A 22231-nucleotide genomic window follows, 5' to 3' on the forward strand; every position below is an offset into this window, starting at 1 on the left:
CCGCGTTAGGCGTGACCGAGCGCTGTCGTTACAGGGTTGCCGCCGATGGCGACGGCCGCCTCGCTTCAAGAATCAAGGAAGCATCGAAATCAACCGCTGCGCCGATCCCTACCTGCGGCCGGCCGCATTTTGCCCGGAAACACGCGCCATACCTGCTTGCCAAGGCCCTGACCGAACAGTAGAAGGACCTCGCAGCGAGGCGACGATTTGCCATGATCCCGCCCGCCGGCAGTTGCCCCGGCTATAGACTTAAGCTATTGATGCCGTTGAGCAATTCTTGGGGAATGGTGTAACGGTAGCACAACAGACTCTGACTCTGTTTGTCTTGGTTCGAATCCAGGTTCCCCAGCCAGACTAGGCAATCCCACCAACAGCTTGATCTGAAACCGGCTTTTCACCGCGGTCTATGGACGGCTCATAGCGCTGTCGCTCCAACGCCATCCATGCCCAGCACCCCTCACCTCCCGCCGCGCACCTGCATCACGAGTGTGCTGAGCCTCGTATTGAGCCCTGCGAGATCGACGCGGCCGATGCCGGCTGTGCCAAGACATTTCTTTCCGCAGCCGCCGCCTACCCCCGCCGGCTTGCCGAAGGTTGCCACCGGGACGCTGCCGGTGACGGGAAATCCGCGCGCGAAGAGCTTGGCGCGGACCGCGAGGCAGTAATTGACCGAGAGATGGGAGAAGCGCGTCTCCCCGTGGCCCGCGCGATATTTCATCGTCGCTCTGCAAAGGTCGCCGCCGGCAAGACGCCATGCCTGCGCAAGGTAGGTCACCCCGTAACGGATGTTGTTTTCGGGCATCGCGAGCTCGGCATTGCTTCCCGTGAAGCCCAACATGCGCGCCGTCGACGGCAGGATCTGCATCAACCCGATTTCGCCGACACCGCCGATTGCGCCGGGGTTGTAACCGCTCTCCACCGCCATCACCGCCTCGGCAATGGCCGGCGCCAGTCCTTGCCGCCCGGCCTCCTTCTCGATCAGCGCGCGGTAGTAGGCCAGCGCGTCGCTGCGGTTCATCGGCGATTGGGGCTTGGCCGGAGCTGAAGCACCAGCCAGCGGTCCGGCAGACGGCGGGCCCGGTGCGGGAGCCGTGTCCGCAGGCATCTCGATCGCGGCGTAACGGATGGCGAAACTCGCATCGTTCGCGGCTGGCTCCGCCCGGCCGGCAGCCGTCATGAACGCGGCGGATAGTACCGCCATCGCCGCCACCAAGCCGCGCCATCGCTGCGATGCCGGTGCCGGCACGTTCAATCCTCCACGCGTGTCTTCGGACGCAACGAGAGCCGCATGCGCAGCGGCTGCGGCATATCGAGCGGCGTGCTGCCGACGCCATCGCCGATCAGAAGCGTGGACAGATCATGCGAGGCGTCGTCGTCGAGGCCTTCCAACTCAATGCGCTGGACTTTGCCATCGGGCATCACCCATACGCGCACGATAATCGACGGGGACGCCGCCCTGGCATCGGAGGCGCGCCTTGCGACTGCGTCATGGAAGCGGAGCGCCGGCGTCGATTCCGTCGCCAAGCGCTCCTGCAATCGAAGCTGCAGGCGCTTGGCGAAGTCCCGCCAGGCCGCCGGCGCTGGGGCCGCGTTCAGCCTGCCATCCACGTCGGTTGCGGCCTTGACCGAGATCAGCTTGGCCCCGAGCAAGACGGCAAGCGCGCCGAGCCAGCGCGCGCCCCGTCGTCGCCACAAGATGCGGCTTCCGCCGGTATGAATAACGGCCTTCATCCGCATCTGGCGCGGTTACTGAACCGTGTGGGGCACGTCAGCCTCGGCGACGCGGTCGCGATCCGCCGCCGGCGCCTGCACAGCCGCGCCCGCAGCCGGCGTATTCGGCGCCTTGGTCTTTGCCAGATTGGCCAGTTCTTCGCGCAGATAGGCCACGAGCTGCTGCACCAGGTGATCCCAGATTTCGATCTGCGCCCGCAGATTGTTCTGCGTCACGCCGCCCGCCACCGAGAAATCGAGCGACAGAGCGAGGAACGGCGGGCTGAGCTGCAGGCGCGCGAACCGGCGGGTCGCATTCCAGCGATTGACCAGGTCAAGCGGCAGTTCGCCCTGCACCTGCAACACGGCGATGAGGGCGACGTCGATGAAGCTCTGCTCGTCGCCGGCGATCCGGTTTCCGGGACGGACGTCGAACGCAAGCCCATTGGTCCCGGAGCGCAGGTAGGAGATGTTGGCGACCGGGTCGGTCAGGGTCTCGACGCGATAGCCGGCGAGCTGAAACAGTTCGCGCAGGCTGTCGAGCGTCAGTTTGGTGATCGTGGCGTCGGACATGGAAAACTCCGTAACAGGTTGTGGGTGAGCGGATCGTCAAATGGCAGCGGAATGCTGCCGGCGTGTGTTGCAGACGTTGCAGTGTTCCGACGACAATCGTTGCGTCATCGGCATCAAAAGGCGGCGCTTGCGGGCAGCACCTGGGATGGCCATTGCGCCGTCCCCAGCGCGCGCTGCTGCGCGATCAGGGCGCGCGCCGCCTGCGCCAGGTCGGGCAGCACCTGGTCGGTCAGGCAGTCGCAGGCGGCGAGGCCGAGGCCGACATGGCGCGTCGTGGTGCGGAACGATGCTGTGGCCGGCCCGCCGGCGTCTTGCGGATCGGGCACCACAAGACCGGAGCGGCCGGCAGCGAGGTCGGCGGCGAAGCGGGCCTCGATCCGCAGCACCGGCGCACGGGCCTCCTCGCCAAGCCGGTCGTTGACCGGCAGATGCGCCAGCGTCAGCCGCGCATCCGCGATCAGCAGCCGCAGATGGCGCAGCATCTCCGCGCCCTGCGTCAGCACATCGTCAAACCGGATCATGCTGCCGAGCAACAGATCGGTTTCGAGCTCGAAATGGACGCGCTGCCCCTCGACCGTGGCCGGCACCACCTTGCGGATCTGCCAATAGGTCACCTCGCCGATGCGCGCGTCATGGCCGTTGAGCTCCAGGCTGCAGCGGATCACCACACGGGTCAGGCCGTCGCCGTCGCGCGCGAGCTGATCGCCGAACTGCAGGCAGACCCGGCACCCGGCCGGCAGCACATGCCGCCGCCAGGTCGCGAGCACGGCGCCGCGATAGCCGCACATCGCAAGCAGCGTCCGCAGCCGACCGGTGGTCAGCCTCCAGTCCGGCGCCGGTTCGGCGATGGGCGGCACGGCAGCCATCGCACAGGCTACCGCGCCGCCGGCGTCGGGCCGCCGATCAGGCTGGAGAGCGCGAGCTCGTTGATGACGGGCGGATTCTGCTTCAGCAGCTCGGCGAGGTAGGCCCGCCGCAGCATCGCCGCCCGCTCGCTGCGCATCTGCTGCACCAGCACCTCGCGCACCTCCGGCAAGGTCCTTGTGTAGGACGCCTTGGTGTCGGTGAGTTTGATGATGTGCCAGCCGTCGTCGAGCTTGATCGGCTCGGCGATCGCGTTCTTGGCGAGCGCCATCACCTGGGTGCGGATTTCCGGCCGAATCTGGGTCTCCGCCAGCCAGCCAAGCTCGCCGCCATTCTTGACCTCGCCGGTCTCGTTGGCGAGCGCGGCGAAGTCGGCGCCGGGGGCCTTCAGCTTGCGCTGGATGTCCTCGACAGTCTTCTTCGCCTTGTCCTCGGCCGCCTTGTCGGCGTCCTTGGCCAGCGGCACGAAGATCTGCGCCAGCTCGAACTGCCGCGGCATCAGGAACGAGGCGCGGTTGGCGTCATAGACCTTCTGCAGGTCGTCCTCGCTCGGAAAGCTCGCCGGCGGGGTCGAGACCTGCTGCAGATAGAGCTCGGCGACCGCGCTCTCGCGCACCCGGTCGAGCTGCTCGGCGATGGCCGGCTGCTGGTCCCACTTCTTGGCCGCGACCTCCTGTAGCACCAGGCGGTTGGCGAGCATCAAGCGCACCGCCTGGCTGAGCAGGTTCGGATCCTGCCCGAACGCGGCGCGCTCGCGCGGCCCGAGCGCGGCGACATAAGCCCGGATCTGGTCGGCCGAGATGTTGGTGCTGCCGACCCGGGCGATCACGTCGTCACCGGCGCCGGATTTGGCGGTGGCCGCGCCCTGCGTCGTCGCCGCCGGCTGCGGAGCCGCGGCGGCGGGGGCCACGGGCTTCGGCTTGGCGACGGCCTGCACCGGACGCTGCGGCGCCGGCGGGGCCGTCTGGGCGGCGGCGGCCAGCGGGAGCGCGGCCAGCGCCGTCGCCATCATCGACACACGGAAGGATCGCATCAGGGGTGCACCGCGGAGGGAGGAGATGTTCATTGTTCTGCCTTCTGGTCGAGGATCTTGTCGCCGCTGTCCTGGATGTTGTTCTGGATTTCCACCCGACGCAGCCCCAGCATCGGCTCATGCGCGACGACGGTGTCGCCGATCGTGACGCGCTTGTACTGCTTCAACAGCTCGCGGCCGGCCTTCAGCATCTGGTCGTTCTTGGCGACGCAGCCCTTGGTCGCGGCCTTGTAGGCGTTGGCCTCGCCCTCGAACTTGGCCCGCGCGGCGTCCTTGTCGCGCGCGACATTGGCCGCCTCTTCATAGGCCGACTTCCATTTCTCCAGCGTCTCGTCGCGCTCGGCGAGGCGCTTGTTGAACTCGTCGACGGCCTCGCGATGCTGCTTCTCGGTCTGGCGGACCTGCGCCTTGGCGGCGTCGACCTGGGCTTTGGCCGCGGCCTTGTCGCGCTCGGCGTCCGCCAGCTTGGCCTGCAGCGCCGTCCGCTGGTCCTCCAGTTGCCGGGTCTGCAGGGTGGCGCTGCGCAGGGCTTCGCGCAGCCGATCGGTCTCGGCATCGGCGTGGGCGGGTTCGAGATGCGAACACACCGCGACGGCGACCGTGAGGAAGGTGAGGATGCGTATCTTCATGATCAGAACTTTGCGTTGAGATCGACCAAGAGGACGTCGACGGCATAGGGCGAGCCGGCGATGCTGTTGGCGCTCAGCCAGCGCATCGACGCCCACACGTTCTCGCTGAGGCCGACATTGGCGCCGAGGAAGTAACCCTTGAGGTTGGTGCCGCCGAGCCCGAAATCGGAATCGGCGAAGGCATCGAGCGTCGCGTCCGACTCCAGGTATTTGTAGCCGACATGCACGTTCCAGTCGGCCAAGTGCTTGATCTCCTTGTTGCCGACGGTGACGCGCGTCATCCAGCCCATGTCGCCGCCGTTGAACGGGCCAAGCACCGACCCGCTCGCGGTACCAGCGCGGTTGTTGATGGCGATGCCGGGGACGTTGGACACAGGCGCAAGCCCGGTGCCGGGGATCGTCAGCGCGCGATTGAACGCTGAGTTCCAGACAAATTCGCCGTCGAGCACGATGTGGAACGGATGGAATTCGCCGAGGTCGAGCGAGGCGCTGGCGACCACCGGGCGGAATTTCTGGACCAATCCGAAATACTGAAACTGAAGGTTCTGGCCCAAATTATTGTGGACGTCGCTGTAGATGTTGCGCAACATCATGTAGGTGTTGCCCTTCTGGGCAAACAGCGGCCGCGACAGATCCGAGCTGCAGCTATCCGAACTCGAGCCGACAAAGCAAGTCTCGGAGAGCTGCCCCTGCACGTTCTCGAAATCGTAATAGGCCACGCCGAAGCGGAACTCAGAGACCGGGTCGAACCGTGCGGCAAAGCCGCCTTGGGCGCCGAACAACCATTTGTCGTGGCTCGGAAGCTTTCCACCACCATTCTCGTAAGACGCGTTGGTACCCGCGTTGAAGTCGGTATTGAAGATCGGAAACGCGCCCAGGACGCCGAACGCCGTAATGGTCGGAATTACCTCCTGCTTGGCCTGCACGGCGAAGCCGTCGAAGCCGAGTTCGCGGTACCAGACCAGATCGGTCGGCGACCAGAACGGATTGTCGAAACGCCCGACCTGCGCCACCACGTCCTGGTTCGGGAGCTGATACTTCAGGAAGCCCCGATCGAGCCAGATCGAATATTTGGAGAAATTCGAGCCGCTGCCGCCCAGCGTCTGGTTGGTCGAGACCGGCGAGTTGCTCTCGCCGGTCGCGATCCGCAGGCCCGCCGCGAAGCCGTTGGTGAGGTCGGCGTCCATGCCGAGGCGGGCGCGCAGCCGCACCTGGTTGCGGTTCTGATAGGTGTTGTACGTCGGGATTTGGTTGAGGTTGTCTGGTCCCAGATTGTAAGGCGAGCCTGAGTTGATCGCGTTGAAGTTGATCAGCCCCGGATCGTTGCCGGTCGGGAAGAAGCTGCCCATATAACGAGCGCGCACGTCGCCGTAGAAGCGGATGCGCTGCGCCCATTCCGGATACGCGCCCGGCGAGGCCCAGTTCTCCTTCTCGGCCTTTGCCATCACTTCCTTCTTGATGTCCTCGCGCAATTGCCGCTTCACGATCTCCGGCACATAGGTGACGTGCCGGGTGCCGGGCGGATTGGCGGCAGCCGCGGCCGCGGTCGCTGCCTTCGCGGCTTCATCCGCCTTGCTGGTGGCGTCCTTGGAGGCCTGGCGCGACACATAGGCTTCGTCCTCGGCCTGCTTGATCAGCGACTGCGCCTCATCCTCGCTCAGCAGCTTGCGCTTCACCATGAGGTTGAGAAGGTTGACCGTCGTATTCGGCGAGGTCGGCTTGGCATCCGACACTTTCGGCCGCTTGGACTCCACCTTCTTCTCAGGCGCACCGGCCTCGTCCGCGGGCTGGCCAAGTGCTGGCGCCACGCAGGACAGCGCAGCCAGCGAGACAGCGAGCAGCAGCGTGCGCCGGCGTGCACCTGGATTAATCTCAAACATTTTGTCCCCAGTCCTCTTGTAGTCCGTTGTGTTTGACAAACGTCGCGTTAGCTCGGCCGACGCGCGGTCACGCGCGTCACCATCGGCATCGGCATGTCTTTCGGCGGCGGTTCGCGCAGCGTCAGACTGCCGAGAATGTCGTTACGTATCAGCGCGTCGAGTTCGGCATCGCCGGTCGACGGCACGAGCTGAACCCGGTTGATGCGGCCGGTGCTGTCGGCCCACAGGCGGATTTGCACCTCCATCACCGCCCTGCGCGTCCTGTTGTTGGCGCGCAGCGCGGATTCGATCTGCGCCTGCACCATCGAGGCGTACCAGCCCCAACGGCTGCCACCGCCGCCCCCACCGCCGTAAGGACTGCCGCCGAGATTGAAGAGATCGCCCGGTCCGGTCGCCTGCGCGTCAAGCGACAGCGGCCCCGGCGGCTCGTCGTTCTTGGCGTCCTTGACCGGCTCGTCCTGCGGCTTCTCGATGGGCTTTTCTTCCTTGAACTCCGGTTCGGCCATCTTCGGCTGCTCGATCATCTTCTGCTCGGGCGGCGGAGGTGGCGGTGGCGGCGGAGGTGGCGGCGTGATGTTGACGATCGTGATCTCGCGGACCTGTCGCGGCGGCGGCAGATCGTCCCCGCCGAACAGCCAGTAGCCTGCCCCGCCGAACAGCAAGGCGATCACCACAAGCGCCGCGCCGTAGCGCATCCCGGGGCTGCGGAATATAGAGCGCTGACGATCTGACGGCTCGTCCGGCAGATTCCAATCGTCCCGAAGCTTGCTCACGATACAACCTCGACCTGCCGCAGACCGCGATCACGCTCAGCGAAATACTGAAAGACGAATTCAACGAGCCTTGTGAACTCTTTCGTCTCCAGCGTCAGCGCTAGTACGGGCGAGGCATCTATCTTGAGATGAAAGGTCTCGTCTTCGGCGTTGAACTCGACATAGGCGTCGCGGTCGATCGACAGACGCGCCCGACGGCCGCGCGAGATCGTCGCCAGAAACGGATCATCCTCCAGCTCTCCGGCCGTGACGCGGCCGCGGAGCTCGTTCGCCAGCTTGACCAGAAGCGCTTCGCCCCGAATGGGAAACGGCAGAACGACAGAACTCACGCAATCCCCTCCCTTCGCGGCATCGGAGGCAAGGTTATCGAGAGCCGGCCCGACCAGCCGCAGCCGGACGAGCGCTCGCTGCAGCGCATCGAGCGCACGCTCATAGGCGCGTTTGCGCCGAATGGGCGTGTGAGGAAGAGGCGTTGGCACCGGGATCGACGATCGCATCACTTCACGAGCGGTTTGGTGGCGAGTCCAACCTGGTTAAGGCCGATGCGGCCCAAGAGGTCGAGCACGTCCATCACGCTTTGGTACTGGGCCTGCGCGTCGCCGCGCAGCACCACGGGGAACTCCGGCGTCAGCGCCTTCTGCTGCACCAGCCGCTGCTCGAGCTCGGGCAGGGTCACCGGAATGGTGTCGAGGAAGATCTTGCCGTCGTTGGCGACCGTGATCGCCTTGGTGGTCTGCGTCGCCAGCGACGGCGCGGCCGAGGCCTTCGGCAGGTTGACCTTCTGGCCCTGCACGGTCGCCGTCGTCATGATGATGAAGATCACCAGCAGCACGTAGGCGAGGTCCAACATCGGGGTGATGTTGATGTCGTCATACGGCTTGGAGTCACTCTGCAGCTGCATCGCCGTTTACTCCGCGGCCATGCGGTGCAGGGTCGGGTCCGGCCGGTCGGCGGAGTAGAACTCCGCCATCTTGGTCACGAACTCGTCGACGAAGACCTGGATGTCGCTGGTCAGGTCCTTGATCTTGGAGATCAGGTAGTTGTAGCCGAACAGCGCCGGGATCGCGACGCCGAGGCCGGCCACGGTGGCGACCAGCGCCGCCGCGATGCCGGGCGCGATCGCGTTGACGTTGACGTCGCCGGAGGCCGCGATCGCCGCGAAGGTGATCATGACGCCGACCACGGTGCCGAGCAGGCCGAGGAACGGACCGCCGGAGATCGCGATGGTCAGGATCACCATCAGCCGGTTCAGCCGCTGGATCTCCTTGACCACGCCGCTGTCGAGCGCGGCGCGGATCGCCGCGATCGAGGCGCCGGACAGCACCGGGGCGGCGCCATTCCGGAAGCGGTGGCGGATCTCCTCCGCGCCGATGTGATAGATGCGATAGAGCGAGGAGGCCTTCATCGCCTTGGCATCGGCCGCCGTCAGCCGGCCGCCGAGGGTGGCGACGTCGGCATCCTCGCCGCGGTCGAGGATGGTGAGATCGTCGGCGACCGCGCGGAAGTGCTTCATGAACACCGCGTTGGCCTTGGCCTGGCGGTTCAGATAGCCGGAGCGGTCGACCATCACCACCCAGCTCAAGGCCGCCATGATCACCAACAGGCCGATCACCACCCAGCCGTCGAGCGTGACCGACTTCAGGATCACCGCGAAGTAGCCCGACAGCCAGCTGCCGGTTTCCTCATCGACGCTGAAGGCGATCAGCTTGGCCTGGTCGGGCCCCTGCCCAACCGCGGCGAACTTGATGAAGCCGGCCGGCCGCGCGATCTTCGCGATCTGCAATTCGTCGACGTCGCCGGCAAAGCCCGCCATCGCCGGGACCGCAACCGGCGCCGCAGCGGCCGCATCGTCCGCAGCCGGAGCCGCGCTGCCGTCCGCAGCGGTCGCAGCAGGGGACTGCGAAGCTGCGGACGGGGCGGCCTGGGCGACCGGAGTTGCACTGGAGGTTGCAGACGTGTCACCTCCGATCAGGGCCACCGTGTTCAGCGCCGGCAACGCGGCGGCGACCGACGCGTAAGGAGTGCCGTCCAGCATCAAGGTCACCTGGCCGTTGCTCGCGACCACCGCCAGATGATGCCAGGTGCTAGCTGCGACCGGCGCCCCGGTGCCGCTGCGCTGCGCGGCGCCGGCCGTCGTCACCTCGACGAACGGCGCGCCATTGTCGAGGCCGATCACCAGCGCATTGCCGGCCGCCGCATCGCGGCGGCTGTAGAGCGCCGCGTTCGGCTGCGCCGCCGCCGGCTTGATCCACGCCGACCAGGTGAACGCGCCACCGGCTGCCTGCGTCAGCGACGGCGAGGCCGGCAGCGTCACCGGGTTCTGCCCGGTCAGCCGCACGCCATTGCCGATGAGCGCGCCTTCCGCCGGCTGGCCGACGCTCTGGGCGTTGTTGGCCCACACCGAGGAATCCAGCGACGGCGTGCCGCGCTCGTTGAAGTGATAGACCAGCAGCGTGTCGGGGTCGTAGGTCGCCTTGGCGTCGGCCGCGGCCAGCGCCTTCTTGTTGCCGTAGTAGAGCCAGATCTCGGCCTTGGCCCCCGGCTGCAGGTTCGGCACCGCGACCCAGAGCAGCGCCTCGCTGAGCAGCCCGTCATATTTCTCGACGTGATACTTCAGCGGCGTCTTGTCATCGCCGGCGACGAACCTGAGGTCGGAGCCGTCGTCCTTGGCGGAGGCGAAGCGGAAGTTGCCGGTGTGCAGCCGCACCAGCACCGGCGTCGATCCGATCGGGTCGGTGATGTTGGCCCCGGCGGCGCTGGCATCGATCGTGATCTTCTTGCGCAGCTGCCACTCATCGTTCCACCAGGCGTTCGCCGGCGCCGCCAGCGCCAGCACCGCCACCACGGCCAGCAACAGCATCGCCGCCGCGTTCGCGGCCGCGCGCCTCGCACCGCTCCCCATGGCCCGCATCTTGTCCCATCCCATCATCATCAGAATTCACCCCAGAGCCGAACGTTGAAGCGCGGGTCGCCCGCGCGCGTATAGGTTTGGCTGACCATCGGAACGGACAGCGCGAACATGCCATTGAAGGCGTTGAACACCTTGAAGCGGGTGCCGACGCCGTAGCTCCACAGGTTGAACGCCGACTGCTGATCCGGCAGCGGCTTCTGGATGCTGACATGCGCGGCGTCGGCAAAGGCGAACAGCCGCCACTCGTTGAAGGTGGTGAAACGCGGCGCGCCCTGGCCGGTCTCGTCCTTCATCTCCTTCTGCAGCATCGCGCCGAGGTCCGGGCTGCGGAGCTCGAGATTGCCGATCACGCCGTCATCGCCGAGCACCTCGGATTCCAGATAGCCGCGCACGGTGTTGAGGCCGCCGGCGCTGAGCTGCTCGCTCGACACCAGAGGGCCGTCGGCGACCTGGGCCTGCACCTTGCCCCATAGCTGGAAATTCTCCGGCAATTCCTGGGTGTGCGCGACGTCGACGTTGAAATGGGTGAAGCTCGGCGAGGCGTAATAGCGCTTGACGTCGAACTCGGTCCAGTCGCTGCCGAACGGCCGCAGGCTGTAGGTGATGCCGGCGTTGAACTGGGTGGTGAAGGTCTCGTTCTGGAACGTCGCGCCGTAGCTGGCGACCACCGGATAATAGGTCACCGGCGAGGCGAAGCTGTCGGTGCCCAATCCCACGGTCTGGTCGAAGTGCTTGTAGTCGACCCCGACCGACAGCGTCTGGAAGAAGTTCTCCCGGCCCGGCAAGGTCATCACCGCGCGGCCGCCGATGATCTCGCCGGGGCCGACGATGTTGGTGCCGCCGACGGTGGCGACGTTGCTGCTCGACTTCACGCCGTAGAGCAAAAAGCTCAGCCATTCGACGTCGGGAATCCGCGCCAGATACGACCCCGAGAACACCTCGGCATCGCCCGGCCGCTGCGGCGCCACCTGATAGGTGAAGCTGGCGGAATGCCCGAGCTGCCACAGATTGTCGTAGTGCACGGTGGCGATGAGGCGGGCCGGCGTGGTGTTCGGCGAGTTGGCGTTGTTGACCTCGACGGTGCCGTGGAGCGGCGCCTTGTCCTCGATGTTGAGGTCGACATCCACCGTGCCCGGCGCGACGCCAGCGCGCAGCGCGGGCGTGACCCGCCGGTCCGGCCATTGGTTGAGCGCGACGATGTCCTTGGTGACATCGTTGAAATTCGGCAGCGTGCCCTCTTTCAGCGAGGCCGCCCGGTCCTTGATCTGCTCGATGTCGAAGTAACGCGAATTCTTGACCCGCAGCCGCCCGACCTTCATCTCCGCCACCTTGAGAATGACGACTCCGCGCAGCGCATTCTGCGTCGGCACCGACACGCTCACGGTCTGAAAGCCCTTGTCGCGATAGGCCTTCTCCAGCGCCGTGCGCGCCTTCTCGACGTCGTCGGCGCTCTTGTTCGGCCCGAGGAACGGATAGATCGCCTCCTCGATCTCGATCTGCGGCAGCTTGTCGGCGCCCTGCACCGCGAAATCATCGATGTCGAAGCGTTGCGCCGGCGCCGCCGCATTGTCCGCATTCGCGGGCTGCTGCGCCGTGGATGCATTCGCCGGCTGCTGCGCCCTTTGCGGCGCCGCGCCTGCCTCACCCCACGTCAGCGCGCAAAGACCGCCGGCGATCACCGACACGACAGGTCTCAGGCCGAGCAACACCGTTCGGGCGGACGCACGTCCGCCACGCTTGTAACCGATCTCAGATTGCACGGGTGCTCGCTCGTCTCCTGGGCACGCACATGACGACACGGCGGAATGCCGCGTTCATGGTGCCTCACTTCAACAGACGATCGAGCCGGAACGAGACTGAATCAAAGTCTTAAGAAATTTTTGCGCGCCTTACGATTCGCGGACAGCGCGTGCGCCGTGCGGATCGCCAGCGAAGCGCGCTGCGCAAACCACGCGGCATCGGGCTTTCCCGGCGTCGTCCCGGTCGTGATGCTATTTCAGATTCAGCAACAGGCGCAGGCGCAGGGGCTGCAGCATTTCCGGTGGCGGCGCCTCCCCGACATTGCCCCGCGTGAGGATCTTCCGCAGATCGGCGTCGGCCTGCGCATTGTTGAGCGGAGGGAAGGTCACCTTTTCGACCGAGCCGTCAGGATTGAGCCAGGCGCGCATCTCGAGCATCTGCGGCGGGCCGTCCTCTTTTCCGCGGTGTTCGCGAAGATAGGCCCGGAAACGATTGCCGACCTCGTCATCCGCTCCCATCCAGTCTTCAAAACGATACCTGACCAGCTTCGCGAATTGAGTCCAGTGCGGCGGCGCCTTGCTCGCCTCGCGATATTCCTGCGACCGCGCTGGCGCGGAAACCAGCGCCGGCGAAAACGTCGCCACGATGGCTGTCGCCGCAACCCAACCGGCTATCTTGGACAAACTCATCTGCCACATCCGTCTCGCCTCAATTCTGCAAACACGTGACCCGCGCCGAGAGCGAGGCCGCTCGGCTGGCGCGCGAGGTCGCGGCGACGATCTGGGACCGGTCATCTTCCACAACACGAACACCCTTGGAGGCGAGGAAGCTCTTGGCGTCCATTGCCCCCACCGCGACCACGCGGCTCGATCCGGTCCTGCGGCTTATGATCCCTTGTACCAGGCCACGACTGTCCAGTACCGGCGCACCGCTGGCGCCGAAGGTGACATCCGTATCTATCTGCAGCGCACCCGACTGGTTGCCTGGGCTACCCGCCACGGTCGCGTTTGCAAATATGCCGCGGTTGGTCGCCAGCTTATCGTAAGCGGAGGCAAACACCATGTCGTTGGTGCTCACGCCGACCGTATTCGGGAAAACCGCCGCCAGCCCCAGGGTCTTCGTCACCTTGATCAGCGCGATATCCGCGCTGGGCGACAAGGCCACGAGTTGCGCCGCTAGCGCCCGGCCTTCCTTGAAGACAATGAACCGCGCGCAATCTTCCGCCGCGTGACGGGCCGTCAACATATGGCCCTTGTCGTCGACAAAAAAGCCGGTGCCGGTCTTTTGGCGGTTAGGCACCGTAGGCTCCTGCGTGCGCGCCAAGGGCGAAACCTCAGACCGCTGCTGATGCGGCGCGAAATTCCCAACAGCCCAGCCGATGTCATGAGCCTCGGCGCGCCAGGCGGCCGCCGTTGTCAACCCCAGCAGTCCGAAACCGACCGCGATGCCTCGGATGACGGTGGCCAACCCGCGACACCGGTGCGCGCCATCCGCATGTCGCGGCTTGATCATTGAATCCTCTTGTCCTGCAATTTGTCTGGCAGACCCGTTTTCGAACAATTTGTCGCGGGGCGCGGAGTCCGTTCAAGACGCTAGCTCAGCAACACGATGCCCCCCGGCAAGCTCCGCGCTGTGGCGCCGAACAGGCCGTGGGCCTGAGCGATGAAGTCGTCGAGGTGATCGAGATGAAACGTGCCCGAAATCATGCGGTGCCCAAGCTGCTCGTCCATAACGACAATCCTGCCCGGCCGGTAGCGATTGATCTCTTGGACCAGACGATTGACCGGCCAGTCGCGAACGATCAGAAGACCCTTTCGCCAGGCGTCCGCCTGTTCCAGATCCGCTTGCGAGGCGCGTCCGAGCCCCATCTCCGCCGAATAGGATATCTGCTGCTCGCCCGAAATGGCGACACGTTGTCCTTTCCATTCGACTTCGACGGCGCCTTCAAGACACGACACCGAGACGGCACGATCGAGACATCTCACATTGAAACTGGCGCGACGCGTCGTGACGCGGCCTCCGGCGGCATCAATGACAAGCGGCGCGGGCGCGTCGCGCTCCGCCTCGACGGCGGCCTCGCCCGAAATCAGCTCGATGCGCGGAGCGCCCTGCTCGGATCGCACGGCGATGCTGGTCTGGGTGTTGAGCGTCAGCGAGACATTGTCGGCCAATGCGATGTTGCGCCGTTCGCCCTTGCCGGTCCGATAGTCCGCCGACAGTTCTTCGAAAGATGGCCATAGCCCCATCGGCGGACGAACGACCACGTATCCGGCGGCCACCGATGCGGCGGCAGCCATCGCGCCCCCGATCAGCGCCCGGCGGCTGAGCCTGTCGCGCGCGTCGCGTTGACTGCGGCGTTCAACATTCACAAGCTCTTGGCTTGCGAGCACGCGCGTCGCCTCGCCGAAACTGCGCCACAGCCTCACGGCATCGCGGAAGGCGGCCTCGTGCTCAGCGGTGCGCTGCCGCCAAAGCGCCAAAGCGGCAGCATCGTCCGACGTCGCCGACCCGGAGTGCAGGCGAATAACCCACGCAAGCGCCTGCCGCAGCAGCGGGTCAAGCTCGGAAGGAATATCGTCGCCTGCGGTCAAGGCCAATCGCTCTTTGTTGATTCTCCCGCCGAATGACTTCGGCGTACTCAGAAATACCGCGTCCTCATGCTCTATAGACGATTGACGCAAAGGAAGACTGAATCGAAAATGCAGCCTATCCGCACTTTCAAGCTCTTTGTCGCTATAGAAAGTGCATCTTTCAAAATTTTTCTTGAAGATTCGCGATCCGCGCCGGCATTCAACCGTGCGCGTTGGAAAAGTGCCGCTGGAGCATGATCCGGAAAAGTGGAAACCGGTTTTCCCTCGCGACAAACGCGAAGCATTTGCGCAGGAAGATCATGCTCAAACAAAGAGACGAGATCATGATCCGATCCGTCCAATCGGATTATGATCTAGACAGCCTGACAAGCACGTCTCTTGCCAAGATGCAAGCTACTCGCTGGCCTTCGCCTTTGGACGCGGCCCGAGACGCCGGAGAACGGTGCGGCCCAGCCGACGGCTGAGATGCTCCATGGCATGCTGCAGGTCGAAATCGACCGTGCGCACATTGATGCCAAACCGATCCGCGATCTCGCGGTGGGGCTGATGATCAAGATGGGCTGCGATAAATACATCGCGCCGCCGGGCGGGCAATTCTGCGAGAGCCTTCTGAAACTCCGTCAGCTCGATGCGCGATTCCGTCACCATTGCCGGGTCCGGACGGTCGTCGGGGATGACGTCCATGATCGCCGCGATTTCCGAGGCGTTCAACAAGTGCCGATCGCTTTTGCGCCGATCCTTGGCGACATTCAGCGCGGTACGAAACAGATAGTCGACGGGGCTATGAATCGGCACCGCATCGGATACTCGATCGACCCGCAGAAACGCTTCGTGCAGCGCCTCGCGCGCGAAATCCGAGGAGCCAAGGCAACGCGTCAGACGCTTGGCCAAGCCCTCGTAATCAGCTGCGACTGTCTCTCGCAGAGATTTACTATTCGAATCAGACACCTACCAGCCCCGCAACGCCACGCCCTGCGTTTCGCAGATCGCGGTCAGTCCCACTATTTTCCCTATCCACCGAGGATGACACTCGCGTGACGGACATCAGTCACTCGCAAGCTGGTCGGCGATGGCGGCAATCGAACCACAGGTGCGGGAATATTAAGATACCGCGGCCATTCGGCCGGAAGCTTGCAACGGCTGCGCCCCGAGAATCGTTTGATCGCCCCGGCATCGAGTAAGATGTCGCCGGAGCTTGAAGCAACCCCTTATATTAGTCGCCTACAGCGCGTGGATCGAGATCATGAAGCGGATCGGGAGCGGCATTTTGGGCGGCGCCTGCTGGCTCAACACCAGGCCACGCAAGCTCTCGGCGATCGAGCTATCCCGATCAAAGTCGCCTGTCGAACCGTCGAGCTCGGCCCTGTCTATGACTCGCGAGGACGGCGTCACCCATAGTTTGACCGCGACCCGATATTCGCCCCGCCTGGTCCGCCCGCCCTTCTTGAGCGCCTTCTGAATGTCCGATTGCAGGAGGCTGATATATTCTCCCAGATTGCGATCGGGAGCGTCGGTCGTACCGCGAACACGTAACGTTCCAAGCGTTATGTCCGCGGAGACTGGGGGATGGATGGGCGGCTCGTCCGGATCCGGCACGGACGCCGGCGCGAGCGTCACGGCATTGGATCGGCTATAGCGAACCCTCAGGTCAGTATCGGCCAGGAGCATCAGCAGCGCGGCCTGCGGCGTGAACTCGCCGTTGACCGACGGCGAACGGAAGCCGGCTGCCGAGGTCGTTTCGAACATCACCTGGACGCCGGCCTGCTGGCTGTACGCCTGCAGCGCGTCGATCAGTGGCTGCGCCGGGATATTGAACGTCATGAGCCCGACCGGCGGCGTCCGCTCGTTTCCGGACGCGACGGTAACCCCGACCAGAATGACAAGTAGCGCCGCGACCTTCGCCAAGGTCCAGGCGCCGAGGCGGGGTAAGTTCATCCTTTGCCGGACTTGCGCCCGGGACGAAGCGATTTGGCCAATAGTTAGCATCACTGACAACTGAGCCGTCTCGCTGGCTACTTCCTCGCAAGGGCCTTCGATTTCGCGCAAGCAGATCCCGGAGGTCGCGCCATCTCTCGGTCCTCACATCGTACCTTCCTATGTCAACCATATGACAGATTGCCTGACGGCGTCACCTGCCCGACCTTGGCACATCAGCCGATACCACCGCGGCCGAACGAGCGCACGCCTCGAGACGATGACGCGGGAAGCAGCTCGGATAGGTTTCGGGAGCCGGCCGAGCTCAGCGGGTAAGGTCACAGAGGATTTACCGTCAGTTTCGAACGCGTGCTTTTGAAAGCGCCGCCCACTTTCCCATTTGCAATGTATAGGAGCTGCGAAGCGCTCCGGCATATCGAACAGATCGAAAGTTGCCTCGCAAAGCAGGCGTCGGCGCAAAGCTGCCGCGCACTTGCACACGATGGTGAGGATCGAAGTATGACACAGATCGCGGTGGCCTACACCAACTCCACAGTCGAAACTGAAGCGGTGCCGGAGGTTGCGTCCCGCCGGCATGCCATTCATCAAATGCTGCTCCCGTTTTCGGTGGCCTATTTGATCGGCGCCTTCGTCACCGATCTCGCTTATTGGCGGACTGCGCTGGTGATGTGGGAGAGATTTTCGGTCTGGCTGATTGCGGCCGGATTGGTGATCGCGGCGCTTGCGGCCATCGCCGCCGTGATCGATCTCCTGATCGACAGGCAGAGGCCGGCCTGGTTTCGCGCACTCACCTATGTCGTCGCGATTGTGCTCTCGATCGTGAATGTCCTCGTTCACAGCCGCGATGGCTACACCGCTGTCGTGCCGACCGGCCTCGCGCTCTCGGGGCTCGTCACGATCCTCCTGCTGTCGCTGTTGGTGGGAGGCTGGGGCTTGATCCATGGCGATCGCGCAGGAGCAGCCGAATGACCAGCTTGTTCAATCTTGCCCGTGCGGCGAACCTGCCGCGCTTTGCCACCATGGCTGTTGCCGCCGCGGCCTTGAGTCTTGCGGGCTGTGACGACAGCGGCGGGAATCCTGCAAGGCAGATCGGCGCCCATCCATACCTGCCCGCGCTACAGCAGTATCTGCTGCCGCCGATCAGGATTGCGCGGCCAGCTCCGTGGGGTGACGAAACGCCGAAGGTGGCGGAAGGGTTGCAGGTCCGTGCATTGGCCACGGGGTTCCAACATCCGCGATCGCTTTACGTACTGCCGAACGGCGACGTGTTGGTGATCGAAAGCAATGGCCCGAAGGCCCCGGTCTTCCGGCCCAAGGATCTCGTCACCGGCTGGGTGCAATGGTTCGCCGGCGCCAAGGCCGAGGATGCAAATCGCATCACGCTGTTGCGCGACACCAATGGCGACGGCATTCCCGATGTGCGCACCGTATTCCTCGACCACCTTAACTCACCATTCGGCGTTGCGCTGGTCGGCCACGATCTCTACGTCGCAAACACCGATGCGATCGTCCGATATCCCTACGAGGATGGACAAACCAGCATCACCGCATCAGGCACCAAGCTGACCGATCTTCCCGGCGGGCCGATCGACCATCACTGGACCAAGACCTTGCTCGCGAGCCCCGATGGCACGAAGCTCTATGTCGGTGTCGGCTCGAACAGCAACATCACCGAGAATGGCATCCAGGCCGAGTACGAGAGAGCCGCGATCTGGGAGATCGACCGCGCGAGCGGCGCCCATCGCATCTTCGCCAGCGGCGTGCGCAATCCCACCGGGCTGCAGTGGGAGCCCGAGACCGGCAAGCTCTGGGCCATCGCCAACGAACGCGATGAGATCGGTCCCGATCTCGTGCCGGACTATTTGACCTCGGTGCAGGATGGCGGCTTTTATGGCTGGCCTTACAGCTACTACGGCCAGCATCTCGATCCGCGCGTCGAGCCGCAACGCCCCGATCTCGTGGCCAAGGCGATCGTGCCGGACTATGCCCTGAGTTCGCATGTGGCACCGCTCGGCCTCGCCATGTACACAGGCAACAACCTTCCAGCGCAATATCATGGAGGTGCATTCGTCGCCGAGCATGGAAGCTGGGACCGAACCCCGCTCAACGGCTACAAGGTGGTGTTCGTGCCGTTTAGCGGCGGCAAGCCATCCGGTCCGGCGCAGGACGTCGTCACGGGATTCCTCAATGCGGACGACCACGCGCGCGGCAGGCCGGTTGGCCTCGCGATCGATCGGGCGGGTGCACTGCTGATCGCCGACGATGTCGGAAACACGGTGTGGCGGGTGTCCGCCACGAGCCCAGCGGCCCAAACCAAGTCGGACACATAAGCGCTAGAGGAGCCCAAGGAGCAAGGCAGAGCCGGGCGTCGTTCGCGACGTCCGGCTCTGCATCATCGGAATGGCGCGCGGCCCGCGAGCAATGGCAAGAGCGAGATCGCACGCATTTGCGAATTCGCACGGCCGCCTCCCCTCCTCGACCAACCTGCGCTTCACAAATAACCGCGGCGTGAACTCGCTTGCCTGCGAGCACAGCAAGCTCACCGATTTGTAAGCAGCATCCTCTCAATCGGACGTGAACTCATTAAACGCCTGTTTAGTGGCTCCGCCGACCACGCCTGGCCTACGTTCAGCTTGCAGCTAACTCGAAGCGAGCGCGTGATCGCCATGAACAGCTCAGTGCACGTTACCGGCCCCGACCGGCTTCGACCTCGGCACGACACAAACTCCGGGCTTCGACCGAAGTGATCTGAAATGTGCGTTTCAGCAAAAACCGTCGCTCTCGAAAGACCGATGCAACGCCTGGCCCTAATGATCGTACTGCCTCGACATAGCGCGGGCCTCGACCAGCACTCGACGCAAAGCGTCGGGCGCAGATAGGAACCTTTACAATGGAACAATACTCTCTATTGGACGCAGAACAGGAACAGCAATTTGCACGCCGTTGGCATGAACTCGGCGATCAGGCCGCGCTGCATGCGCTCGTCAAAAGTCATCTCAGGCTTGCAGCCAAGGTAGCGCGGCATTATCGCGGATATGGTCTCCCGCTCGCCGATATCATCGCCGAAGCCAATGTCGGTCTGGTCGTTGCCGCGCAACGCTTCGAGCCGGACCGTGGCTCGCGGTTTTCGACCTACGCATTATGGTGGATCAAGGCGAGCATTCACGAATACATCCTGCGCTCCTGGTCGCTCGTCAAGATCGGCACCACCGCCGCTCAGAAAAAACTGTTCTTCCGCCTCAGGAGCGAAATCAGGAAAGTCTCGAACAACCAGACCTCGCTCACGCCGGAAATTGCCAATGTGGTCGCCGAGCACCTGGGCGTCACCGCTGCCGACGTGATCGAGATGGACGGCCGGCTGCGCGGCGATTTTTCCCTGAACAAGCCGATGGACGACGATGGACAAACGGCGGAATGGGAGACGATGCTGGTCGATAATTCCCCTGACGCCGAAGTGATACTGGCAGAGCGGGACGAGACGACCCAGCAGACGACCGCACTCTCAGCCGCGCTCAAGGTGCTGACACCGCGGGAGCGACAGGTCTTCGAGGCGCGGCGCCTCACCGACAACCCGCCCACGCTGGCAGAACTCGCGAGCCGGATGGACATTTCGCCCGAGCGCGTGCGGCAGATCGAGAACCACGCCTTTGAAAAAGTGAAGCGCGCAGCGGTCGGCTATCTGAGGACCGATCGATTGACGCCTGATGGCACGACGAGCGTGCCGCCGCCCACGCGACGCGACCGCCTGCAGAGGAACGAGTCGGGTCATGAACGGGTACGCGCGGAATACGAAATGCAGATTTAGAGCATGATCCGGAAAAGTGGATACCGGTTTTTCGAAAAGATCATGCTCAATGCTCTAGAGGCGGACTGAGGATCTCACCTCATTGTCCCCTGCAAGACACGGAGGCTGTGACATGCTCGCGATGATGAAGCGCTTCTCGATCGGTGCCGGTTTGATCCTCTCACTCAATGCACTTTTCTTCGCTCAAGCATTTGCCGCTGCGGCTTCACAGGGCATCTCGACCGCCGGCCCCGCTATGCCCCAATTTCGCCCCGGCGATCTTGTCCGCCTGCGCTCAGGCGGGTCATTGATGACGGTCGACACGGTCAAGGACGATCAGGTCGACTGCTTCTGGACCGACGGCAGCGGCCAGACCAACAACGCGACCTTCCCCGTCCAGGTCCTCCGTAAGTTCTGATGCCAAACAGACATCGTGGGGCGGATTAGGCCGTGTACCCATAAACCCTGCGGCGTGATACAACGAACGCAATGTCCGCTTTGCCCCTATAGCGGCCGAGTTCGTGCGGCAGCGCAATATCGCGATGGGCCAGAAGCTGAAATGGCTCGGTCCTATTTCATCTCGCCCATCGGCGACAATGAAGGATTGTCCTTGTCGCCGCTGGTGAATGGGCCGCTCAGCGGCCCGAGCGATGGATCAATTCCGCCACGTTCGGCAGTATCCTCATTACGACCGCATCGAGTCCGGCTGAGTTTGGATGAAATCCGCTCCTTCGCACATTGGGCTGCGAGTCGTCCCCGCGCACTGTCAAACTTCGGATAGAACAGCATACCGTGTTCGCTGGCGAACTGGAGAACATCGCGACGAACGCCTTGCTATTTCCTCGCCTAGGCAGACGCGAGCCCGCGCTCCAAAGCGCAGCCCGATGAGAGGCTTCGCGGAAGCAACCAGAATCGTTCCGCGGAAAGGCTCTGGACTGTTTCGTCGCTTCGCCCCTCGCAATGACGAGTGGAGAGCGTGCCTCGGGCTATTTCGGCCTCCTGTCAAGCTACTGCGAATTCGAGTGGCATGCCCTTTTCGATTCGAGTCAGGCGATTTGCCAGACCGAACGTGCGGAAGACATCGGCGAGTTGTTCCTGGCTCTCCCGCAAGTGGCCCCAACCTTCGTTGTGAACCGAGACCAGTCTCGAATTCGGAAACGCGTGCGCGGCTTCCAAAGCATCCTCGCTACCCATTGTCATGCGGAAACGCCCTCGCGGCTCCGCGGCACCGGTGTACAGCACGACAACCTTTGGAGAGAAGCGGCGCGCAACGTCCGCGGTGCCATCGAACCAGAGAGTATCGCCGGTGATGTAGATGAGATCACCCGGCTCATTAACCCCGAGGGCAAATCCAACCACGTCGCCAGCGTCGACCCCGATCGGTCCATGGCGTGCCGGTGTCGCCGTCACGAACAGCTTCGTGCTGCGACCCACCTCGAGCGAGCGCGTCTCGAACGGCCTCAGGCCGACGACACTTCCGCCGAGACGCTGCGCCCCCGACTTTGTCGTGTAGGTCACACCGATGCTGGGCAGAAGAGCGCGGCCAGAGTTGTCGAGATTGTCGAAATGATGGTCGTGGCTCAGCAACACGGCGTCGAGCCTGCCAATCTGCTCGATCGAAAGGGCAGGCCCTGCGGTCTTAAGGTGCTTCACAGGGCTATGTGGTCCCTGATACTGCCCGGGCGGGTCAAACGTCGGATCCGTCAGCAGGCGAATGTCGTCAATCTGAATGAGGACAGTCGGGCCGCCGATCAAGGTCAGCGTCATATTCGAGGCAGTCATGGCCACTCCTGGTCGATCGCGCTGTC

General features: G+C 64.1%; 24 protein-coding genes and 1 tRNA gene. 6 read left to right on the plus strand and 19 right to left on the minus strand.

The features are described from left to right. Positions 1–278 precede the first annotated feature (278 nt). Positions 279–352: transfer RNA gene (locus AC5ZG5_RS10645), tRNA-Gln, on the plus strand. A 105-nt stretch (positions 353–457) separates the two neighbouring features. Here the strand turns inward: AC5ZG5_RS10645 and AC5ZG5_RS10650 are convergent. The 15 genes from AC5ZG5_RS10650 to AC5ZG5_RS10720 form a co-directional block, all read right to left on the minus strand. Next, on the minus strand, positions 458–1213 hold the full coding sequence (locus AC5ZG5_RS10650) for a lytic transglycosylase domain-containing protein (protein ID WP_456641855.1): 756 nt from the start codon (positions 1211–1213) through the stop codon (positions 458–460). Positions 1214–1248: 35 nt separating this feature from the next. Then, positions 1249–1695, minus strand: coding sequence for a hypothetical protein (locus AC5ZG5_RS10655; protein WP_456641803.1), 447 nt, complete (start codon positions 1693–1695; stop codon positions 1249–1251). 51 nt (positions 1696–1746) lie between these two features. Beyond that, positions 1747–2283 (minus strand): YbjN domain-containing protein, encoded by a 537-nt coding sequence (locus tag AC5ZG5_RS10660; RefSeq protein WP_456641804.1) that lies wholly within the window; start codon positions 2281–2283, stop codon positions 1747–1749. A 113-nt stretch (positions 2284–2396) separates the two neighbouring features. Beyond that, the gene (locus tag AC5ZG5_RS10665; protein WP_456641805.1) at positions 2397–3140 is read right to left on the minus strand and encodes a hypothetical protein; all 744 of its coding nucleotides are present in this window, start codon (positions 3138–3140) and stop codon (positions 2397–2399) included. A gap of 17 nt (positions 3141–3157) precedes the next feature. Beyond that, the gene (locus AC5ZG5_RS10670) at positions 3158–4213 is read right to left on the minus strand and encodes a peptidylprolyl isomerase (RefSeq protein ID WP_456641806.1); all 1056 of its coding nucleotides are present in this window, start codon (positions 4211–4213) and stop codon (positions 3158–3160) included. Then, on the minus strand, positions 4210–4809 hold the full coding sequence (locus AC5ZG5_RS10675) for a hypothetical protein (RefSeq protein ID WP_456641807.1): 600 nt from the start codon (positions 4807–4809) through the stop codon (positions 4210–4212). The genes AC5ZG5_RS10670 and AC5ZG5_RS10675 overlap by 4 nt, the downstream gene beginning before the upstream one ends. Positions 4810–4811: 2 nt before the next feature. Then, complete coding sequence (locus AC5ZG5_RS10680) at positions 4812–6689, minus strand: putative porin (protein WP_456641808.1); 1878 nt, start codon at positions 6687–6689, stop codon at positions 4812–4814. A gap of 47 nt (positions 6690–6736) precedes the next feature. After that, complete coding sequence (locus AC5ZG5_RS10685) at positions 6737–7462, minus strand: TonB C-terminal domain-containing protein (protein ID WP_456641809.1); 726 nt, start codon at positions 7460–7462, stop codon at positions 6737–6739. Beyond that, on the minus strand, positions 7459–7791 hold the full coding sequence (locus tag AC5ZG5_RS10690) for a hypothetical protein (protein ID WP_456641810.1): 333 nt from the start codon (positions 7789–7791) through the stop codon (positions 7459–7461). Before AC5ZG5_RS10690 ends, AC5ZG5_RS10685 begins: the two co-directional genes overlap by 4 nt. A 167-nt stretch (positions 7792–7958) precedes the next feature. Continuing rightward, entirely contained in the window at positions 7959–8363 is a 405-nt protein-coding gene (locus AC5ZG5_RS10695; RefSeq protein ID WP_027584694.1) for an ExbD/TolR family protein, read from the minus strand. 6 nt (positions 8364–8369) lie between these two features. After that, the gene (locus AC5ZG5_RS10700) at positions 8370–10394 is read right to left on the minus strand and encodes a DUF2341 domain-containing protein (protein ID WP_456641811.1); all 2025 of its coding nucleotides are present in this window, start codon (positions 10392–10394) and stop codon (positions 8370–8372) included. Further along, a complete protein-coding gene (locus AC5ZG5_RS10705) occupies positions 10394–12133 on the minus strand; it encodes a ShlB/FhaC/HecB family hemolysin secretion/activation protein (RefSeq protein ID WP_456641812.1) in 1740 nt (579 codons plus the stop codon). Before AC5ZG5_RS10705 ends, AC5ZG5_RS10700 begins: the two co-directional genes overlap by 1 nt. A 231-nt stretch (positions 12134–12364) precedes the next feature. Next, the gene (locus tag AC5ZG5_RS10710; RefSeq protein ID WP_456641813.1) at positions 12365–12802 is read right to left on the minus strand and encodes a hypothetical protein; all 438 of its coding nucleotides are present in this window, start codon (positions 12800–12802) and stop codon (positions 12365–12367) included. A 19-nt stretch (positions 12803–12821) separates the two neighbouring features. After that, the gene (locus AC5ZG5_RS10715; protein WP_456641814.1) at positions 12822–13580 is read right to left on the minus strand and encodes a S1 family peptidase; all 759 of its coding nucleotides are present in this window, start codon (positions 13578–13580) and stop codon (positions 12822–12824) included. 125 nt (positions 13581–13705) lie between these two features. Further along, on the minus strand, positions 13706–14704 hold the full coding sequence (locus tag AC5ZG5_RS10720; protein WP_456641815.1) for a FecR family protein: 999 nt from the start codon (positions 14702–14704) through the stop codon (positions 13706–13708). 172 nt (positions 14705–14876) lie between these two features. On the opposite strand from AC5ZG5_RS10720, the gene AC5ZG5_RS10725 reads away from it, so the two are divergent. Next, the gene (locus AC5ZG5_RS10725; protein WP_456641816.1) at positions 14877–15056 is read left to right on the plus strand and encodes a hypothetical protein; all 180 of its coding nucleotides are present in this window, start codon (positions 14877–14879) and stop codon (positions 15054–15056) included. 41 nt (positions 15057–15097) lie between these two features. Here AC5ZG5_RS10725 and AC5ZG5_RS10730 read toward each other — a convergent pair whose 3' ends face one another. Together AC5ZG5_RS10730 and AC5ZG5_RS10735 are read right to left on the minus strand one after the other, a co-directional pair. Beyond that, entirely contained in the window at positions 15098–15652 is a 555-nt protein-coding gene (locus AC5ZG5_RS10730; RefSeq protein ID WP_456641817.1) for an RNA polymerase sigma factor, read from the minus strand. A 273-nt stretch (positions 15653–15925) separates the two neighbouring features. Continuing rightward, positions 15926–16639, minus strand: coding sequence for an STN domain-containing protein (locus AC5ZG5_RS10735; protein ID WP_456641818.1), 714 nt, complete (start codon positions 16637–16639; stop codon positions 15926–15928). 498 nt (positions 16640–17137) lie between these two features. Here AC5ZG5_RS10735 and AC5ZG5_RS10740 point away from each other — a divergent pair, with 498 nt between their 5' ends. The 4 genes from AC5ZG5_RS10740 (at position 17138) to AC5ZG5_RS10755 (ending at position 20841) form a co-directional block, all read left to right on the plus strand. Then, positions 17138–17608 carry a DUF2231 domain-containing protein gene (locus tag AC5ZG5_RS10740; RefSeq protein WP_456641819.1) on the plus strand — a complete coding sequence of 157 codons (471 nt, stop codon included), beginning with the start codon at positions 17138–17140 and terminating at the stop codon, positions 17606–17608. Between the two features lie 50 nt (positions 17609–17658). Continuing rightward, positions 17659–18969, plus strand: a complete 1311-nt coding sequence (locus tag AC5ZG5_RS10745) for a PQQ-dependent sugar dehydrogenase (RefSeq protein WP_456641856.1) — start codon at positions 17659–17661, stop codon at positions 18967–18969. A 560-nt stretch (positions 18970–19529) separates the two neighbouring features. Continuing rightward, complete coding sequence (locus AC5ZG5_RS10750) at positions 19530–20444, plus strand: RNA polymerase factor sigma-32 (protein WP_456641820.1); 915 nt, start codon at positions 19530–19532, stop codon at positions 20442–20444. Positions 20445–20556: 112 nt separating this feature from the next. Then, entirely contained in the window at positions 20557–20841 is a 285-nt protein-coding gene (locus AC5ZG5_RS10755) for a DUF2158 domain-containing protein (protein ID WP_456641821.1), read from the plus strand. A 152-nt stretch (positions 20842–20993) separates the two neighbouring features. On the opposite strand, the gene AC5ZG5_RS10760 is transcribed toward AC5ZG5_RS10755, so the two are convergent. After that, the gene (locus tag AC5ZG5_RS10760) at positions 20994–21212 is read right to left on the minus strand and encodes a hypothetical protein (protein ID WP_456641822.1); all 219 of its coding nucleotides are present in this window, start codon (positions 21210–21212) and stop codon (positions 20994–20996) included. 213 nt (positions 21213–21425) lie between these two features. Further along, entirely contained in the window at positions 21426–22205 is a 780-nt protein-coding gene (locus AC5ZG5_RS10765) for an MBL fold metallo-hydrolase (protein WP_456641857.1), read from the minus strand. Between the last annotated feature and the right edge of the window lie 26 nt (positions 22206–22231).

This window comes from Bradyrhizobium sp. Ses1 (assembly GCF_059512365.1).

Coding starts and splice junctions, on each gene's coding strand:
- AC5ZG5_RS10660 (WP_456641804.1), bottom strand. CDS start 2,283: ATGTCCGACGCCACGATCACCAAACTGACGCTCGACAGCCTGCGCGAA.
- AC5ZG5_RS10670 (WP_456641806.1), bottom strand. CDS start 4,213: ATGAACATCTCCTCCCTCCGCGGTGCACCCCTGATGCGATCCTTCCGT.
- AC5ZG5_RS10675 (WP_456641807.1), bottom strand. CDS start 4,809: ATGAAGATACGCATCCTCACCTTCCTCACGGTCGCCGTCGCGGTGTGT.
- AC5ZG5_RS10680 (WP_456641808.1), bottom strand. CDS start 6,689: ATGTTTGAGATTAATCCAGGTGCACGCCGGCGCACGCTGCTGCTCGCT.
- AC5ZG5_RS10695 (WP_027584694.1), bottom strand. CDS start 8,363: ATGCAGCTGCAGAGTGACTCCAAGCCGTATGACGACATCAACATCACC.
- AC5ZG5_RS10700 (WP_456641811.1), bottom strand. CDS start 10,394: ATGATGATGGGATGGGACAAGATGCGGGCCATGGGGAGCGGTGCGAGG.
- AC5ZG5_RS10710 (WP_456641813.1), bottom strand. CDS start 12,802: ATGAGTTTGTCCAAGATAGCCGGTTGGGTTGCGGCGACAGCCATCGTG.
- AC5ZG5_RS10735 (WP_456641818.1), bottom strand. CDS start 16,639: ATGAACTTACCCCGCCTCGGCGCCTGGACCTTGGCGAAGGTCGCGGCG.
- AC5ZG5_RS10740 (WP_456641819.1), top strand. CDS start 17,138: ATGACACAGATCGCGGTGGCCTACACCAACTCCACAGTCGAAACTGAA.
- AC5ZG5_RS10745 (WP_456641856.1), top strand. CDS start 17,659: ATGGCTGTTGCCGCCGCGGCCTTGAGTCTTGCGGGCTGTGACGACAGC.
- AC5ZG5_RS10750 (WP_456641820.1), top strand. CDS start 19,530: ATGGAACAATACTCTCTATTGGACGCAGAACAGGAACAGCAATTTGCA.
- AC5ZG5_RS10755 (WP_456641821.1), top strand. CDS start 20,557: ATGCTCGCGATGATGAAGCGCTTCTCGATCGGTGCCGGTTTGATCCTC.
- AC5ZG5_RS10760 (WP_456641822.1), bottom strand. CDS start 21,212: ATGCTGTTCTATCCGAAGTTTGACAGTGCGCGGGGACGACTCGCAGCC.
- AC5ZG5_RS10765 (WP_456641857.1), bottom strand. CDS start 22,205: ATGACTGCCTCGAATATGACGCTGACCTTGATCGGCGGCCCGACTGTC.